General features: G+C 55.4%; 16 protein-coding genes. 11 read left to right on the forward strand and 5 right to left on the reverse strand.

The annotated features are described in order from the left end of the window. The first annotated feature begins 350 nt into the window (after positions 1 to 350). Positions 351 to 626, forward strand: a complete 276-nt coding sequence (locus tag AABA21_RS13605) for an HNH endonuclease (protein WP_338251031.1) — start codon at positions 351 to 353, stop codon at positions 624 to 626. 48 nt (positions 627 to 674) lie between these two features. Here the strand turns inward: AABA21_RS13605 and AABA21_RS13610 are convergent, their stop codons facing one another. Next, a complete protein-coding gene (locus AABA21_RS13610; protein ID WP_338250818.1) occupies positions 675 to 1,121 on the reverse strand; it encodes a hypothetical protein in 447 nt (148 codons plus the stop codon). Positions 1,122 to 1,382: 261 nt separating this feature from the next. On the opposite strand from AABA21_RS13610, the gene AABA21_RS13615 reads away from it, so the two are divergent. Beyond that, positions 1,383 to 1,733, forward strand: a complete 351-nt coding sequence (locus AABA21_RS13615) for a hypothetical protein (RefSeq protein ID WP_338250820.1) — start codon at positions 1,383 to 1,385, stop codon at positions 1,731 to 1,733. 769 nt (positions 1,734 to 2,502) lie between these two features. Here AABA21_RS13615 and AABA21_RS13620 read toward each other — a convergent pair. After that, positions 2,503 to 3,282, reverse strand: coding sequence for a hypothetical protein (locus AABA21_RS13620; RefSeq protein ID WP_338250822.1), 780 nt, complete (start codon positions 3,280 to 3,282; stop codon positions 2,503 to 2,505). Between the two features lie 982 nt (positions 3,283 to 4,264). Here AABA21_RS13620 and AABA21_RS13625 point away from each other — a divergent pair. The 3 genes from AABA21_RS13625 to AABA21_RS13635 all read left to right on the forward strand — a co-directional run bounded on the left by AABA21_RS13625 (position 4,265) and on the right by AABA21_RS13635 (position 5,679). Then, the gene (locus tag AABA21_RS13625; protein WP_338250824.1) at positions 4,265 to 5,041 is read left to right on the forward strand and encodes a hypothetical protein; all 777 of its coding nucleotides are present in this window, start codon (positions 4,265 to 4,267) and stop codon (positions 5,039 to 5,041) included. Positions 5,042 to 5,388: 347 nt separating this feature from the next. Continuing rightward, positions 5,389 to 5,544 carry a hypothetical protein gene (locus AABA21_RS13630; protein WP_338250826.1) on the forward strand — a complete coding sequence of 52 codons (156 nt, stop codon included), beginning with the start codon at positions 5,389 to 5,391 and terminating at the stop codon, positions 5,542 to 5,544. Continuing rightward, on the forward strand, positions 5,545 to 5,679 hold the full coding sequence (locus tag AABA21_RS13635) for a hypothetical protein (protein ID WP_338250828.1): 135 nt from the start codon (positions 5,545 to 5,547) through the stop codon (positions 5,677 to 5,679). Between the two features lie 157 nt (positions 5,680 to 5,836). Here AABA21_RS13635 and AABA21_RS13640 read toward each other — a convergent pair whose 3' ends face one another. Further along, a complete protein-coding gene (locus AABA21_RS13640; protein ID WP_338250830.1) occupies positions 5,837 to 6,817 on the reverse strand; it encodes an aldo/keto reductase in 981 nt (326 codons plus the stop codon). Between the two features lie 365 nt (positions 6,818 to 7,182). Further along, on the reverse strand, positions 7,183 to 7,368 hold the full coding sequence (locus AABA21_RS13645; RefSeq protein WP_338250832.1) for a hypothetical protein: 186 nt from the start codon (positions 7,366 to 7,368) through the stop codon (positions 7,183 to 7,185). A 189-nt stretch (positions 7,369 to 7,557) separates the two neighbouring features. Between AABA21_RS13645 and AABA21_RS13650 the strand changes: the two genes are divergently transcribed. The 6 genes from AABA21_RS13650 (at position 7,558) to AABA21_RS13675 (ending at position 15,001) form a co-directional block, all read left to right on the forward strand. Then, a complete protein-coding gene (locus tag AABA21_RS13650; protein ID WP_338250834.1) occupies positions 7,558 to 7,920 on the forward strand; it encodes an inorganic pyrophosphatase in 363 nt (120 codons plus the stop codon). Positions 7,921 to 8,410: 490 nt separating this feature from the next. Then, a complete protein-coding gene (locus AABA21_RS13655; RefSeq protein WP_338250836.1) occupies positions 8,411 to 8,587 on the forward strand; it encodes a hypothetical protein in 177 nt (58 codons plus the stop codon). A 47-nt stretch (positions 8,588 to 8,634) separates the two neighbouring features. Then, entirely contained in the window at positions 8,635 to 9,258 is a 624-nt protein-coding gene (locus AABA21_RS13660; RefSeq protein ID WP_338250838.1) for a hypothetical protein, read from the forward strand. Continuing rightward, the gene (locus AABA21_RS13665) at positions 9,255 to 9,863 is read left to right on the forward strand and encodes a hypothetical protein (protein ID WP_338250840.1); all 609 of its coding nucleotides are present in this window, start codon (positions 9,255 to 9,257) and stop codon (positions 9,861 to 9,863) included. The genes AABA21_RS13660 and AABA21_RS13665 overlap by 4 nt, the downstream gene beginning before the upstream one ends. 447 nt (positions 9,864 to 10,310) lie before the next feature. Beyond that, a complete protein-coding gene (locus AABA21_RS13670; RefSeq protein ID WP_338250842.1) occupies positions 10,311 to 14,555 on the forward strand; it encodes a chemotaxis protein CheB in 4,245 nt (1,414 codons plus the stop codon). A 236-nt stretch (positions 14,556 to 14,791) separates the two neighbouring features. Next, a complete protein-coding gene (locus AABA21_RS13675) occupies positions 14,792 to 15,001 on the forward strand; it encodes a hypothetical protein (RefSeq protein ID WP_338250843.1) in 210 nt (69 codons plus the stop codon). A gap of 127 nt (positions 15,002 to 15,128) precedes the next feature. Here the strand turns inward: AABA21_RS13675 and AABA21_RS13680 are convergent. Continuing rightward, positions 15,129 to 16,315 (reverse strand): IS630 family transposase gene (locus AABA21_RS13680; protein ID WP_338250845.1). Its coding sequence is split into 2 segments (ribosomal slippage): positions 15,129 to 15,865 and positions 15,865 to 16,315, totalling 1,188 coding nucleotides; the frame shifts between segments, so codons are not numbered across the junction. Between the last annotated feature and the right edge of the window lie 51 nt (positions 16,316 to 16,366).

Below are 16,366 nucleotides of genomic sequence, written 5' to 3' on the forward strand. Positions count from 1 at the left end.
GTTCAAATCCTGACTTATCTGCACCTGTATAGAGCTCGGCGGTAAGTCCCATGGCTTCGATTGCCCGACGAAGAGGAGCAACAATGTCATCGACATAGTCAGCATAGATAACTGTTCCTTTGCGCAGATACGAGCGTACGGCCTCCAATTTTGCCAGAAGCAACACCTGCTCCATAGGAAGTGGGTTATGGGAGGCCGTTAGAAAGGGCTGGAGTAAGTCATTTCTCGCCGTGGCCACACCCTTTCAATGCATTTCCTGCTCATAACGCGGCCGATAGCGAAACCTATACAACATCAGGGCACGGTGCATCATGAGGGCATTATTGACGGTAGAGGCGGTTCGTTCCTAAATCTGTAAACGCTCTTCTGTTACCACTTCGAGCAGTTTTTTCGCTTTCCGCAAACTTGCAGGTTTAGAGAAACCAGGGAGGAAAGAAAGACCAGTCTGGGTCAAACAGATGGCAGCAAGACGGCGCAAAACATGGGTGGTGTGCCGGGAGTGTCATGAAGAGATCCATACCGGAAAAACCACCGCGTCCTTTCGAAAACAGGGACTGGAGAGCCGGATGACACAGGAATGGCTATCTTGCGTATGTCGGGAAGAGGGTAACGGAAAAGAGCCATGAGATACTCTTATGGGACCTCGCCGATACCCCACTGCATTCGGGGGGAGGTCACAGGAACCTGACCAGGGCGGTGTGGATGGTGTGATCTGGGAACGACGTGAGGATGTCAGCGACGATGCGCTGGAGATCGACGTCGAAATGATCGGGGCGGGGCAGAGGCATGGCCTGCAGGCGTGTCCAGAGGGCATCAGTGGAGGCGTTGTGCAGGCCGAGCAGGGCGCGTTGCTGTGCTGATGAGAGGCCAGTACGCTGGCGGTAAAGATGGAGGGCGTGGCCGAGAAAGCCAGGGGCGCTGGCGGCGAAGGCGCGAACGCGCTGGAGAGCGGCGTCGACGTGTTGGAAGCGAGGCAGAGGCATGGGCCTGGTTGGATGTTCCAAGCAGGCCATGTGTGCGAGCACCCACCGGCTTAAAGAGACCCTGGTGAAGAACTCCAGGGTCTTTTCCATAACCACGCTCAATGTGCCATACAGAGAGAGAAAGATGATGTGTATCATGAAAGACCTACCTATCATAATCGACATCTTTCGTAGAACGAATAAGGCACCTCATCAATATGTTTATATCTCCCCGCAAGGAGCATCGTCACAACAATTGCAGGAATGGTCTCAAATGAACCAATACATAGCCTATCCGGCTACTACCCATAACCAAGAAACATCCAATCGCATCTATACCTTCATGGATTATCAACCCGCCCCAGACCAGCGCTGGGGCTTTCTGTGACTCAGTTTTCAATTCCATGGAGGAGACTTTGAATGGATCTCGTATTCCCACTTGAGTATCAGCCTGGCAACTGGTGCAAGCACTTTACCGGACGCTTTCAGAAGCACTGTCAGGCAGGCATTGCGTACATCACATTTCAGGCAAGCGCGCTGCCTTGCCTGAAAGACAACTGTGCTACAGAAATATGCCCTCATGCCTCATTCCCGACCGTGACTGAAGTCCAGGCCCAGATGCAAGAGATGGAAGGGCTCATCAAGCAGGCCTTGCCCAATCTCTCTCAAGGCATCTGCCCACAGTGTGGACACCCAATTGAGCGCAAAGAGATGGAAGGATTTAGCCAGTATGCAATGCCTTGCCGGCACCGCCTGGGAACGACTTTCTAAAAGAAGAGAAAGATCAACATAGAGCTATGTATATCTTAAAACTATTTTGGGGTATGTTTATGAAACAAGTTTCTTCTGCCTGTATCAGGGATGCTCGATCATACCACTTCGTATTGAAGACCCAGCAACGTGGACAAACACAGTCCTGCTCATGTACTGGTGCAAGCAAGGATGAGTATCAAAAAGCCCTCAATGACTTCATCGCGAAACAGCTCTCGCATCAGTCCATTGCATGGGGGAGGGTGAGAAGCGTCTAAAAAAAGAACGTCCCGGCACGCGCCCGGGCGTTCTTTTTCTGTCGGGATACGTTATACCAGCAGCTTATCTCCTTCTTCTTCCCTTGAAGATGATTCCAGAGTTGGAAGTCTGTCAGCAGATATGATTTCTGCGTTGTCAGTAAGCATTGCAACGTCTTTCAGCCCTGCATATCGAGTAGTTCTCTGAAAAAGAGACAAGCTCAGAATGCATGTAAAACTCTTTCATAGCATCGTCAATCAATTGGGAAATTCACTCAAGGGCTGACGGTTTTTGCACTCAAGGGTGGGAATGTGATGCGAAGGATTGGAAGCCATGAGTTCGCATCCAGGGATACTGCTCTGGATGCGAACTCACGGCACTCGACGGTTGTACATTTGCGGGAAGATGTCTCGTTGAATAGAGGCAGAAAGGGGAAGCAGATGTTGTTCTGATGAATGTGCATGTTGGGAGCAAGAGAAGCGCGAGCGGGAGGCAAAGGCCCGGCAGCAAGAGGAACAGCCGGCACATCAACTCATTTCGTAACAGCAGGGAAAACGATATGGAGCAGGGATGTCACAAGAAGAGTGCCAGGGGGAAGATGTGGCACGCGGCATGGTACATGACCGCGGGAGCGTGTGTTTGTGAGGTGAGCGATCCCATGGATCAAGGTCCACTGTATCGCCGCCTGAAGCGTGCATCCCGCGGCAGTGAGGGATGCAGGGGGACTAGGGGGAAAACGGTCGAAGATGAGGGGAGGTGGACCTGGGAGACGGGCCTGCATCCAGCGGGTGAGTTCGTGCTGCGCGAAGTCCACCATGAGGGTGCGGGCTTGCTCGGGAGTCATCTGTTGGGCGACGATGAGCCACTGTTCTTGTGCCTGTCCGCAGTGTGCCGCAGCCTCCTGAAAGGTGGCATTATCATCGGTTTGGATGGCCTCTTCCATGGTGGTAACGGCCCTGGCGGCGGTATCCTGGAGTGCTTTGGCAGCAGCGGCCCGTTGCACTTCTTCGGTGGGAAGCACGTTGAGGTGCAGCTGCAGCTGGTCGCCACTGGCCGCGATCTGGGTGTCGATGCGCGCGTGAAATTGGTCCCAGGTAGTCGTTGGTTGGACCTGGTAGGTATCCCTGAAGAGTCTGAGCGTGATGAGAAACGGCGGGACATTGGCGGCACTGGCGAGTCGTTTGATCTGCTGATATTCCTCCCGATAGTGGGGGTTGGTGGCACTCTGGCTGGTCCAGAGTTGGGCAAACTCCACGAGCCAGGCGGGGACGCGTTCATGCTGCATGGTTGTCTCTGTATTCCAGGTATCCATGGTGTCTCTCCTGTGTGTTGCTCTTGGTCCTTCCCTGGAGGTGGCTCGAAGACAGAGGCATGATCGTCGCACATCTGTCTTGTGAGATGTGGGTTTCTGTTGTTTTCCACGTTTGGCCTGGGAGCCAGAGTGACAGGAGAGTGGTGAGTGTGCGTGGAGAGGGTCGTGAGCGTGTTTTGTGCTGGGGTGCAATAAAATGGGTCAAGGCCCATTTTATTGCACCCCAGCACAGGGAGGAGGCCTGAGTATGATGTGGTTAAGCATCAGGAGAGGGGAGTGGGAGCGCTGGGCACCTGCGTACCATGTCGTCAAGCATGAGGGGGCAGCGGGCCAGCCCTGTTGATACGTAGTAGAGCACGGGGAGCAAGCGGCCTGTGAAGGCACGAGGGTGTGCCAGGGAGGTGATGTTTGTGTGTAGAAAATGCGGCGCGGTGCGGCGACCTGTTCGTGGGTCGCTTGGACGAACGGGGTGAGCGAGCAAGCCATGCATGTTGATGGGTGCTGCTCGTAGGTGTGTGTGGTACCTTCCTTGTCAGGTGTGTCCCTTATTTTGTGATAGGAGGCATACTAAAAACGGTAGGATAAAAATTGGGAAAAGGGAAAACACTGGCAAGGCATGACGACCTTTACCAGTGTTTTTTTGTGGTAAATATGACGATACGTCGTTACATTTACCTGTCTGGGGTGTGCGGTGGGAGGGCATAGATGGTGAGAGAGGGTGAGAGCCAGACGATGCCCGTCGAAGATACCTTTCGGGGAATGTGGTGTGATTTGCCGTCTCGAGGAGCCGAGGAAGATAGAGATACAGAAATGGAGGCGGTAGAACGGTGTCACTGTGAGTGGCGATCCCTATGAGAATCATCGTGAGAATACGTGGAAACGCCTTGGTGAGAATCATCCACCCCTTCCCTTTCTGAAAAAGACGCAGTAAAATGATGAGGTTATAACTCAATGTTTTATAGCATGAAAGCGAAACATATCTATGCAAAATGATCCTAATATCTCCTCATCTTTTACTCCCTCTCCACCTCCGCAAACCAAACTGATGCCGCATAAGCGTCTTGCTGCCTGGTATAAAAGACAAATGCATGCCACCAAGATTGGAATGGGATGTGGAATATTTATTGTTGTTTTGAGCATGTGCATTTGTACAACAGCAGCGGTTGCAAATGTTTCTCCCACACCGCAAACAACGGCGGCTGTCGCAACACCTGTTCCAACAAAAACTAGTGCCACGCCAACGCCAACGCCAACACCAGCGCCCACGCCTAAACCCACGCCCACATCCACACCAGCGCCCACACCAACACCAGTGCCCACGCCCATTCCTACGTTGAAACCAACGCCAAGTTCACCAGCGTATACTCATGCGACGCATGGGCCAACGGTGCTTGGTGTCTCAGTGAGTAATTTCTTTGGGAAATATGGCAACTACAGCAATATTCCGCTGAATCGTGGGTATACGTGGTCGGTAGACGATCAAGACGGCAATCCCTCCCAAGGGGTGGATGCATCGATACACACTGATGGAACCGTGTACCGCGTCGATGTGATCAATTTAACGGATACCAATTGGAGTATCGCGCAATCGACACAAACATGTAGCGCCTTTTTACCAGCAGGGTCGAGCTTTGAGGAGCAAGTAACCGACCAGATAACACGGTATAATTCACCAGCAGGTGAAATCCAACTGGACAGAATGAATGACTATGGTGATTGTATCCTTCAATTCTCAAACACCATCGGCGCGAATAATTAAGTGCCCAAGGCCTTTATCGCGAATGGAGCTTGATATGTTCTGTTATTTGTAGCAGGAAAAGAAGAGAGGCGCACGCATATGCATGATCAGATGGGTTGTCTCCATTTGCCCTCATTGTCATCGTAAAGCGCCTTATACAGAGGATTCTAACCAATAGAATCAATATTCCATTCAAATAGCCAAGTGCTTGAGCGCAACCGGGTCTAAATGATAAGGAAAAAGAGCCCACTAGAGGCAGGATAAGATACTTTATCCTGCTATTTTTATGCACTTTTAGAGGTTACGTATGAATAATATCGTGGTTATATAACCATGTATAAGGAAAAAAGTGTTGGAGTGAACATTTTTTGCAGGAGCACAGGGGATATGAGCGGGAGACGAGTAGGGTCACGGCCGCCTCGCTGTTTCGGTTGGAGGTGATCGAGCAATTATGCCAGGGTGCGTGTTTAGACCTGGTGACGGTGATGGGAGCGGGTGTGCTGATGGAGCAGGAGCAGATGTAGTTGCCAGGATCCCTGGATTTGCGGATGTGGGAGCAGGAGGTGAAAGAAGCACAGGTGCATGGGAACGTGGTGTTGTCGAATGGGGGACGGCTAGTGAGCCTGCATATTGAAGTGTCGGTGGCCCCGGCAAGCTGACATGGTGCGTCGTCAGCACGATTTCGCCTACCGGCTGGCATAATTGGGACCTCAACACAATCAGGTTGCGTTCCAGCAGAGAGAGGCTGTGTGTGTCCGTCCATGGAAACGGACACACACAGCCTCTCTTATACTCTTCGCGGGTTCTGCGCGAAACCTATTGGAAACCTTCTGGTTTCTGGGGAATGTAGGGTTCCTCAAGGCGACGGACCTCGTCCTCGCTCAGGCTGAAGTCAACGGCAGCGATCGCATCAGCTAGTTGCTCAAGCTTTGTCACACCAACAATCGGCGCTGTGACCGCCGGATTTTGGAGTAGCCATGCCAGTGCTACCTGAGCGCGAGTGGCTCCACGTTCTCTGGCGATAGCGGCCACGATATCCGCAATCTTGTGGTTGGCCTCCTCTGCTTGTCGATATAACCTCTGGCCGAACAGATCGGTTTCGCTACGTTTCGTCGTGGCATTCCAATCATGGGTAAGACGGCCGCGAGCCAAGGGGCTCCAGGGGATAACGCCAACGCCTTGATCGAGACAGAACGGAAGCATCTCTCGTTCCTCTTCACGCATGATCAGGTTGTACTGATCCTGCATGGAGACAAAGCGTGTCCAGCCATGCAGGTCGGCAACATACTGCGCCTGCACAAATTGCCAGGTCCACATCGATGATGCCCCGATGTAGCGTACTTTGCCAGAACGCACCGTATCGTGGAGTGCCTCCATGGTCTCTTCAATAGGGACGTTCGGATCGTAGCGGTGAATCTGGTAGAGATCGATATAGTCGGTCTTCAGCCGTTTGAGACTGTTATCGAGTTGCGCAAAAATAGCGGCTCGAGACAGACCTCTTCCTTTCGGGCCATCATCCATTTTATTGAAGACCTTGGTAGCGATGACCACAGTATCGCGTTGTGCGAGCTCGCCCAACACCTTCCCAATGATTTCCTCACTCGCGCCCAATGAATAGACATTTGCGGTATCAAAGGTCGTAATGCCAGCCTCAAGAGCCTGTTTGATAATCGGTCGTGACTCGTCGATGCTCAGGGACCATTCATGCGTACCCCGATTGGGATCACCAAAACTCATGCAGCCAAGGATGATGCGCGAAACTTCGAGCCCTGACTTTCCCAAATTGGTATATTTCATAGGAGCTTCCTTTGTGTCTTGTATAAAATGCTTTGTGGCATTGTTTATATCATCACACATTTCTCCGCTTGCCTTCAAGTGAAACCGAGGACGGAGGCACCGTTTCCCCAGAGCTTTTCCGCGCATGGTGAGCAGCAGATGTCAAGAATATTTGCGGTAGCTCGATCCAGCGCCGAAGGTAGCGTCGCAAAAAAATCAAAACTTAGCAAATTTAAGTGAACACGAACATATTTAACTGGTAAAAGATGTAGACATGCACCTTTTTTCTGCACATGACAGTGATTGGCGATCTGCTGGGTTTGGGAAGCTTCGTCAGGAGCAACTTCGCAGCGCTACGAGCGAGCGAGAGAGCAGCACGCAGGGGATTACTGGGAAGCAGATGGAGGAAGGAAGCGGTCAATGAGGTGCTCGAGTTCCTCCATCTCAAATGGTTTCGCGATGATGGCATCCACCAGTGAAGCGATCTCAGGCCATATGCTGCCCGCAGTGAGCAGCACGATGGGAGGCGGTGCCATGCCCCGTGCGCCGGCTTCCTCACGTAACCCCTTCACCACCTCATTCCCCCCCCAAAATCCCACGAATTGCGCAACGAGCTGCGAGTACGTTGAGAAAAGAGCCAAATAGTCGTTTTATGTGGCTCTGAATGGCGACGTATCCCGCGTTGGTGATACACTGATTGTACCTCGTGCAGAGGTGAGTGACCGTGCATCATTTCCACGGAGGAGTTCAGGAGCAGTTGTATGTCATCGACAGCGTTTTGGGAGTCCCTTGATGCGCTCGTCTCGGCCTGCGAGATCTTCATTGACCGTCCATGTGGTACGGCGCATCCGCGCTATCCCGATTTCACGTATCCTCTCGACTACGGCTATCTACAAGGCACCCTTTCCAACGATGGGTCTGGGATCGATATCTGGAGGGGAACCATGCCGGGGAAACGGCTCACGGCCATCATCGTCAATGTCGATCTCCTGAAACGCGATTCCGAAATCAAACTCCTGATCGGCTGTACTGCTGAAGAACAACAAACCATTTTGCGCATCCACGATCAGTCCTCCTGGGGAGGAGCGCAATCCGCGCTCTTGATTCCGCGCGAGCCCCGTTGAGCCTCCTCTGGCCTCGTGGAGAAAAGACCAGGGGGTAGCGAACGCTCTCAAAATATGTCTCCTTGAAGAGAAAGAACATAACCATTCTCAACAAGGAGGTCCATATGACAAGTATCGACGATGGCTCGGTGAAGATCCAGACAACTTCAGAGTCCAGCCCCTCAACCCCGTCGTGGTTCGGCGAATCGAACCCAACAAGAAACCCCACTTTTAGACAAAGTCTGTGGTGAGGTTACGATAACTGATCCCACTCATGCCCTCTATGGTCAAACCCTGCCGCAGCTTCCTGTGCGGATCAATCACCTCGCGCCCCATGTGATGGTGCTGCTGCCAAGCGGGCGGCGGCACATGGTTCCACGCGCTGCCACGAACCTTGAATGCCCAGCAGAGGCTGTCTCGCCTCCTTCTCTCTTGCCTTCCATCTCGGTCCGGACTATTCTTCCTCTAGCATGCTTGGTGCAACAACTCAAGCAGGCCAAGGAGGAAAGCCATGCCGAGCAAACAATGTCAACCAATCATTCAACAGAATCCTGTGTCGGCAGATCTCACGACGATCTTCCAGCAGCTCCCCCAGAGCCACCAGCAGCAACTTGCCCATCTGATCGCCGACCTCATTCGACGCCTGCGCACAGCCGCACAAGAGGGGGAGGGCGACCATGAACGCTGAATCGCTGTCTCTCATGCCGACTACCGAACAGCGGGCGAAGATGGCCTATGTCTACATTCGCCAATCCTCTCTCATGCAAGTCACGCGCCACGCCGAGAGCACCGAACTGCAGTACTCGTTGGTGGAGCGAGCTGTCAAATTGGGATGGCCTCGGAGGCCAGATCTGGGTGCAAATCAACTGGCAAACAGGGGCAAGCGAGCAGTTCTGGTACCAACGCCGGGTAAGCAGCTACGCCGTGTTTGCGGAAACGCAGGCACTCGAGCAGCGGGTGCAGGAACTCAACGCAGCAGGGCTCATGGATGCGCAGATTGCTGCGACATTGGAGGCTGAGGGATATCAGACCCCTGGGCTTGTTCACCCGATTACGAGCAAGATCGTCTGCCACTTACGTCATCAGTGGCAGATCCCCACGGTCAAGCTCAACAAAAATCAGCACAATCTGGCTCAATGGGAAGATGGCTCTTACTCGGTCGAAGGTGCTGCAGCAAAGCTGGATGTGGGCCAGGACACGATTTTCAATTGGCTGAAAACAGGCAGACTCAAAGGCGAACACCTGGCCAGAAGCATGCCCTGGAAAATTTATATGACGGAAGATGATGAAAGACGACTTCACGAATGGCTGCGACGTCAAGGCCGACGTACCAGACAATCAAAAAGGGAGGCATTATGACGTATTCGAGGAAGTTGCGCTACTGGTCCATCATCTTCCACGCATGGGGTGCTTTCAGCCATCGCCGAGCAGGTCCGCTTTGCCCGACGCCGCTTCGGAACCTACGACATGATCGATTTTCTCGCCGTGCTCTTGGCTACGCTATCAGTGGCGAGCCGACGCTAGAAGCCTTTTACGAGCACCTGCATCCCTTCGCCTTCACCTTCATGGCGCTCTTTGGACGCGATCACTTGCCTGCTCGCTCCACCCTGTTGCGTTTTCTAGCGGCATTGACCCCAGAGCCGGTCGAGGCGCTACGCACGTTGATGCTTTCTGACCTGCTGGCTCGCCCGCTGAATCCAGAGGAGCACGAGGCGGGGGTGTGGGATCGCACTGGCGTGGGGTGGCAGGTCTTTGATATCGATGGCACGCGGGAGGCTGCCCGTCAACGTGCTCTTCCCTGCGACACCGATCGTCCTCCCCCTCACCGTCGCTTGCGTCCTCTCTGTGCTCCCGGCTACACCGGTCGCAAGCGTGGGGAAGTTGTCCGCAGCCGAACAACGGTTTTGCATGCCCACACCCATCAATGGCTCGCCACCTTTGGCAACCCGGGCAATGGGCAGTAGGCCTATCGGTGCGATCCTGACGAAAAGATACGATGTACCATATAACTGAACGTTTCTCTTGCGCCTGAAATCAGAGGCTTCTGACGACGAGACCAGAGATCTCACTGGTCAGGAGTCGTTCAACAAGTGCTTTCCATGTTGTCTAGCAACCCCTTCTTGTTGCCTCTTGCTTTGTGATCATCCTTTTTTATGGCTCCTCACGAAACATCTCTTCAGAGACCATCTGGTTACTTTCACCTTCAACAGACAAGCATCGTTCTTCGGAAGAAGGATTCCCTGCCGCTTGAATCGTCACAAAGAGCTGATATGCATGGGAACATTCTGGTCATTTCTCACGGATCTCACCTCCCCATTGGAGAATCTGATACAATACTGGAGAGAGCGCAAACCAACGCCAGAGCAATTTTCTAGTGCAGCCATTCGGATTGGCAGCGGAGAGCAAACCAGATGAACACATCCATCCCTTTCTCCTCAAGCACCCCCATCAAGGTCATCGGCATCGTCGCATCGCTGGGAGGAGTGGAAGCGGTCCAGCACGTGCTGGCCAATCTGCCTGCCGATTTTCCCGCCCCCATCCTCTTGCTTCAGCACCTGGGGGAGCAGAGCACCATGCTAGTCACGGCCCTCAGTCGCAAGAGCCATCTCCGTATCCGTTGGGCCACAGAAGGAGACGTGCTTGAGCCAGCGACTGTCTGGGTCGTGCCTCCAGGCTTCTCCTTGCATACCTATCCCGATGGAACCATCTCCCTGGTTCCAGCGAGCGAAGTGGTCAAGAGCGGACACAGCGCAAAAGGTTGGCCAAGCGCCGATCAGTTCCTGACGTCCATCGCCTTCAGCTACGGGACTGGGGCACTCGTCGTCGTCCTGACTGGGATGGGGGAGTATGGCGCCCGCGGTGTGCGGGAAGTGAAGCAGCAAGGCGGCATGATCCTCGCTCAGGACGAAGCTACGTCCTTGAACTGGGGGATGCCCAAAGCGGCCATTGAGACGGGTTGCGTCGACCTCATTGTACCGCTGCACGAGATTGCTCCCGTCCTGGTAGGAATCGTCAAGAAAGGGACAGGGCTGCCTCGGAGTCCGCAGGAGATCCAGGCGAGCGAAGCGCTCTTCTCCGGAGGCGGAGTGGCGGGAACTGTACTCCATCGCATGGATTGGTCTCAGACGCCACTGGGACGCGTCCGGGACTGGGGGGCAACGCTTTCGGCAGTGACCCGCATCATGCTCGCCAGCCCGCAGCCACTGGCCGTGCTCTGGGGAGCAGAGTTGATCCTGCTGTACAACGATGCCTGCAGTCCCCTGTTGGGTGATGCCCACCCCCAGGCACTCGGACAACCTCTCAGGGAGAGTTGGAAGGAAGGGGCCGATGTCCTCTTCCCTCTCATCGATCAGGTGCGCAGTGCTGGCCGGGCAGTCGAACGGGTAGACCAGCCGTTTTGTATCCGCCGCTACGGCCTGCTGGAAGAGGAATATGCCACCTTCGCGGTCAGTCCCATTCGTGACGAACATGGCGATGTCGGCGGCTTTCTCCTCACGATGCGTCGGACCACTGACCAGCATACGAGCGAGCGGCGGTTGCGTACCTTACGTGAACTGGGAAGCTCGAAAGCCTTCGCGTCGTCCCCCCAGGATGCCTACGAAGCCGCAGCCCTTGTCCTTTCCGACAATCGTACTGACCTCCCCTTTGCTTTGCTCTACCGCTTCGACGAGCTACGACAACACGCGTTCCTCGCAGGCCTCACCGGTCTCGCCGATGGCGGGCCAGCCAGTCCTCAGACCATCGATCTTGATCGCCAGAGTCCCGCCCTTTGGCCACTGGAGCAGGTCGCGAGCATGGGCAAAGCCGTACGCGTGGAGAATCTCTCTGATCGCGCCGCTTTCCCGGCTGATGCTAGCTTTCCGGAAAACGCGTCAGCCGCATTCTTGCTCCCCCTGCGACCCTCACTGGATGCTCCTCCCACAGGATGTGCTGTCCTGGGTGCCAATGCACGCTCCCTGCTCGATCCAGCCTATCGGGACTTCCTCGACCTGGTCGCCAGGCAGATTGCCCAGAACGTGCAGGCCGGACAACAGATCGAGGAAGCCCGTCGGAAGGCTCAGGCGTTCGCCGAACTCGATCGTGTCAGGACCGAGTTCTTCAATAACATTAGCCACGAGTTCCGTACTCCCCTCACGCTGTTGCTCGGTCCACTGGAGGACCTGCTTGCTGGAACGCGTGGCCAGCTTTCGCCACCGCAACAGTCGGCAGTGGAACTGGCCCACCGCAACAGCCTGCGCCTGCTCAAACAGGTCAACACGCTGCTCGACTTCTCGCGCCTTGAGGCCGGGCGCATGCAAGCTCGACTTGAGCCGATCGACCTGGCTGCGCTGACCATCGAACTGTCGGAGGGGTTCCGGCCTGCCATCGAGCGGGCTGGTCTGCATCTGTTCATTGATTGCCCTCCTCTGCCAGAACCGGTGCTTGCTGACGGGGAGATGTGGGAGAAGATGGTGCTCAATCTGCTCTCCAATGCCCTCAAATTTACGTTTGCTGGAAGTATTACCGTTCGCCTACGCGCTCTGCCCAATCATGTGGAACTCACCGTCCGAGATAGCGGTGTGGGGATCGCACCAGAACATCTTCCTCACCTCTTCACTCGTTTCTATCGGGTGCCCGATGGCCGGGGCCGGACCAGGGAGGGTTCAGGGATCGGCCTGGCACTGGTTCATGAACTGGTTCACCTTCACGGAGGGGCGGTGCGCGTCCAGAGCCAACCCGAACAGGGCAGCACCTTCACGATCTGGCTTCCGCGCAGGATCAGACAATTGCCAAGGAAACCGGTTGACCAGCCTCTCCTGTCCACGGCGACCGGTGTGATGCCATTCCTCCAAGAAGCCAATCAGTGGATCGAGGGCAAGGTGGATCAGCTTGCTGACGAACTGCTGCCCTCGGTTGAACCGTTGTCGGCACGCAGTCCGGGTGCTCGTGTCCTGGTGGCTGATGACAATGCCGATATGCGCGACTACCTGCACCGGTTGTTGGGCTCCTATTGGACGGTGGAGACCGTTGCTGACGGCGAGCAGGCGCTCTTGGCCCTCGAACGCGAACTCCCAGATGTGCTGCTGGCAGATGTGATGATGCCCAGGATCGATGGCTTCGCTCTCTTGCGCATGATCCGCGAACGTCCTGCGATCGCCACGTTGCCTATTATCTTGGTGACGGCGCGGGCGGGAGAAGAAACGGCGATCGAGGGGTTGCTTGCTGGCGCAGATGACTCGATTATCAAGCCATTCTCGGCTCGTGAACTGGTGGCACGGGTGGGTGCGCAGCTCGAACTGGCGCGACTGAGGCGGGAGAGCCGGGCAGCGATTGAGCGCAGCGAGGCCTTTCTGCGAACAGCCGTCGAGGCAAGCGGGGTCGGAGTGTGGGAGCTCGATGTCCGAACCAGGCAGTACACGTTGTCAGAGCGGGTGTATGAACTGCTGGGCATCGAGGCAGACGGCGAGGATGTGAGTACGGCAGTGACTGCACACGTCCATCCAGAGGATCGCGAACGGCTCAATCAGGCACAGGCCCAGGCCCTCAATCCGCAGGGAGATGGGCGCTACCATGTGGAATACCGGGTGCGGCACAAGAGCGGGCGTCTGCTCTGGCTGGACTCTCGCGGGCGTGCCAACTTCCAGGAGCGCGAGGACGAACGGCACCCAATCATGCTGCGCGGGGCCATCCTCGATGTGAGCGAGCAGAAGCACCTCCTGGAGGTCGTCCGGCAGGCGCCCGATTTCATCGGGGTGTGTGGTCCAGACCTCATGCTGGTCTTTTTGAATGAGGCAGGAAAGCGGCTCATCGGGCGCGAGGGAGTCGACGTCTCTCAGATGAGTATTCCCGACTGTTTTTCCCAAGAGGAGCAGATGCTGATCCGTGAGGAGGTGCTGCCACAGGCGATGGGTGAAGGGTTGTGGATGGGAGAATTGCACCTGCATCACCAGGGTCTCTCGTCCCTTGTGCCAGTGGACTGCCACATGTATGCCAATTATGCGGATGACGGGCGTTTTGTGGGGCTGGCCATCATCGCCACCGATATTAGCGAGCGCAAGCGTGCCGAGGCGGTGCAGGTCCATTTCCGGGCGCTCTTTGAGAGCGCTCCGGGCCTCTATCTGGTGCTAGAACCCGAGGAGTTCCGGATTGTGGCGGTGAGCGATGCCTACTTGCGTGCGACCATGACGGAGCGGGAAGAGATCATGGGCAAGACGCTCTTCGAGGTCTTCCCCGATGATCCCAACGAACCCTGGTCTGACGGGGTGCGCAATCTGCGAGCTTCGCTTGAGCGTGTGCGATCAGAGAAACGGGCCGATGTCATGGCGGTTCAACGCTATCCGATACGTCGTCCGATGCCGGAAGGCGGAACGTTCCTAGAGCGCTGGTGGAGCCCCATCAACTCGCCGGTCCTGGGTTTGGACGGAGAAATGGCCTACATTATTCACCGCGTGGAGGATGTGACGCCCTTCATTCGACAGATGCAGGAGCAAGGCCGAGAAGCGGACGGTCTGCACCAATTGGAAAGCCGGGCGCAGCATATGGAAGCCGAAATTGTCCTGCGGGCGCAGGAACTCCAGCGGGTGAATGAGCAGCTCCGGGAGAGCGAAGAGCGGTATCGGAGACTTTTGCAAGCCTACTCATCCCCTCAGCACTCCCAAGGGAAGACTGGCCAATGAGAAACTCCTGCCAAGCACGATCCGTACAGATGCAGCGAAGCAACAGAGCAGGCCGAGAAGATCCACAGTGTGTACCATATAACTCTTATTATATGGTACGATCAAGCAAAATGGAAGGGATCGACAAGGAATCAATCGGCTTCTGTAGCCCATTCATCGTTCCTTGTTACTCCTGTCCAGAAGAGGCAGTTTTCGTAGTTATATGGTACTCACTACAAACAGAGAGAGAACACACGATGCCAGATCAACCGCCATTGACTGCTGATGCCGTCGAAGCCTTCGTCGCCAGCCTGCGCCAGCGATTGGTGCCCGCCAACACCGTGAAATCCTACGCCCATGACCTGCGTTTATTCCTCCGAGCTGCACCGATGACCCTGCCAGAGGTCCATGCGGAAACAGTACGAGCGAGAGATGCATCGCGTGTCCGGCGGTGCCAAGCGATGTGAGTCCCTGCGTACCAGCGCCGCTTGGTACGGCATTGGGCACATACGTAATTGCCTGGCTCCCCTGGCCGATGGGGCTTGTTGATGTGGTTGTGTTGCAAAAAGAAGGAGGGGAATGATAATTAGTCTGTCACACTTTGTTTGCAACATCTACGGGCTCGGAATCGGTGGTTGTGGCTTTCAAAGAGGGATAGAGCCGCTTGAGCTTGATGCGCGCATCTGTGGTGGTGAAGCGCCAATTGACCGTGGTTACAGCCGCGTTGCGCTGTTTTTGCCAACACGCGATCTGGTGTTCCAGTTCTTCCATCGTGGCCATGCGGCGGGCGAGGCACTGGCGAGCCAGGGCAGCGAATTCGATCTCGGCCATGTTCAGCCAACTCCCATGCAGTGGCGTGTGATGGATCTCCAGTTTGGAGGCCAAGCGGCGCGCTTCGGCGGGCGGGAAGGTATGGTAAAAAGCGGCTGGAGAATGGGTTGCCAGGTTATCCATGACCAGCACAATTTTCTCGGCATGGGGGTAGTGGACATCAATCACTTCTTGCATGAAGTGGGCCCAATCCTTGCTCGTTTTCTGCTCGGTCACCTTCACGATCCGTGTGCCGGCGAGCGGTTCGCACGCCAGGAAGAGGTTGAGCATGGGTCCCTGTGCATAGCTGTAATCGTAGCGTTCCGGCTGTCCTGGTTGCATGGGGCGTCCTTCCTGCTTCTCGGCAATCAGTTGCCTGCCTGATTCATCCATACAGATTTGAGGAAAGCGTTCGTCATACGGCCGGGTGTACACTTCCAGCACATCTTCCATGTGCCAGACGAATCGCGCATCGCAATGAGGGGGAATGCACCAGCACTGCTTTAACCACGGCTTGCGCTCGTTTTTTTGAGCGTGCGTCGCACGGTTTCGTAGCTCACCTGCTCCACGTAGCCCAACTCCACCATGTGATGAGCCAGCAGGCGCAGCGTCCAGCGGATTTGCCCCTCAGGACAGGGACTGCAGGAGAGCGCAATGAGATGGGCTTCTTGCTCTCCATCCAGGGTGCGGGCTCGCGTTTGCGTGTGAGGCCGATGGCTCAGCGCATCCTCCAGACCGTTGGTCACGAAACGTTCGCGGATCCGGATCACTGTATAGCGGCTCATCTCGAATGCCTCGGCGACGTGTTCATCGGTCCAGCGCGGACCTGGGGCGCTCCGATCGATTTTGAGTAAGACGCGAGCATGCGCCAGTTTGCGGGCGGGGGCCTTGCCTTTCGAGATGAACTGGTGGAGCACGTGGCGCTGTTCCTCAGTTAAAGCAACTTCATGTTTGTGTGGGCGTTCCTGCATGGCTTTCTCCTTGCTCTCGGTTTGTTCTTCCAAGCTCAAGGATAACAGATC

The sequence above is a fragment of the Dictyobacter halimunensis genome, from assembly GCF_036245075.1.

Excerpts from the sequence above, each read along its gene's own strand:
- AABA21_RS13670 (WP_338250842.1), top strand. The coding sequence starts at position 10,311 with ATGAACACATCCATCCCTTTCTCCTCAAGCACCCCCATCAAGGTCATC.
- AABA21_RS13665 (WP_338250840.1), top strand. The coding sequence starts at position 9,255 with ATGACGTATTCGAGGAAGTTGCGCTACTGGTCCATCATCTTCCACGCA.
- AABA21_RS13620 (WP_338250822.1), bottom strand. The coding sequence starts at position 3,282 with ATGGATACCTGGAATACAGAGACAACCATGCAGCATGAACGCGTCCCC.
- AABA21_RS13610 (WP_338250818.1), bottom strand. The coding sequence starts at position 1,121 with ATGATACACATCATCTTTCTCTCTCTGTATGGCACATTGAGCGTGGTT.
- AABA21_RS13660 (WP_338250838.1), top strand. The coding sequence starts at position 8,635 with ATGTCTACATTCGCCAATCCTCTCTCATGCAAGTCACGCGCCACGCCG.
- AABA21_RS13650 (WP_338250834.1), top strand. The coding sequence starts at position 7,558 with ATGTCATCGACAGCGTTTTGGGAGTCCCTTGATGCGCTCGTCTCGGCC.
- AABA21_RS13625 (WP_338250824.1), top strand. The coding sequence starts at position 4,265 with ATGCAAAATGATCCTAATATCTCCTCATCTTTTACTCCCTCTCCACCT.
- AABA21_RS13675 (WP_338250843.1), top strand. The coding sequence starts at position 14,792 with ATGCCAGATCAACCGCCATTGACTGCTGATGCCGTCGAAGCCTTCGTC.
- AABA21_RS13655 (WP_338250836.1), top strand. The coding sequence starts at position 8,411 with ATGCCGAGCAAACAATGTCAACCAATCATTCAACAGAATCCTGTGTCG.
- AABA21_RS13615 (WP_338250820.1), top strand. The coding sequence starts at position 1,383 with ATGGATCTCGTATTCCCACTTGAGTATCAGCCTGGCAACTGGTGCAAG.
- AABA21_RS13640 (WP_338250830.1), bottom strand. The coding sequence starts at position 6,817 with ATGAAATATACCAATTTGGGAAAGTCAGGGCTCGAAGTTTCGCGCATC.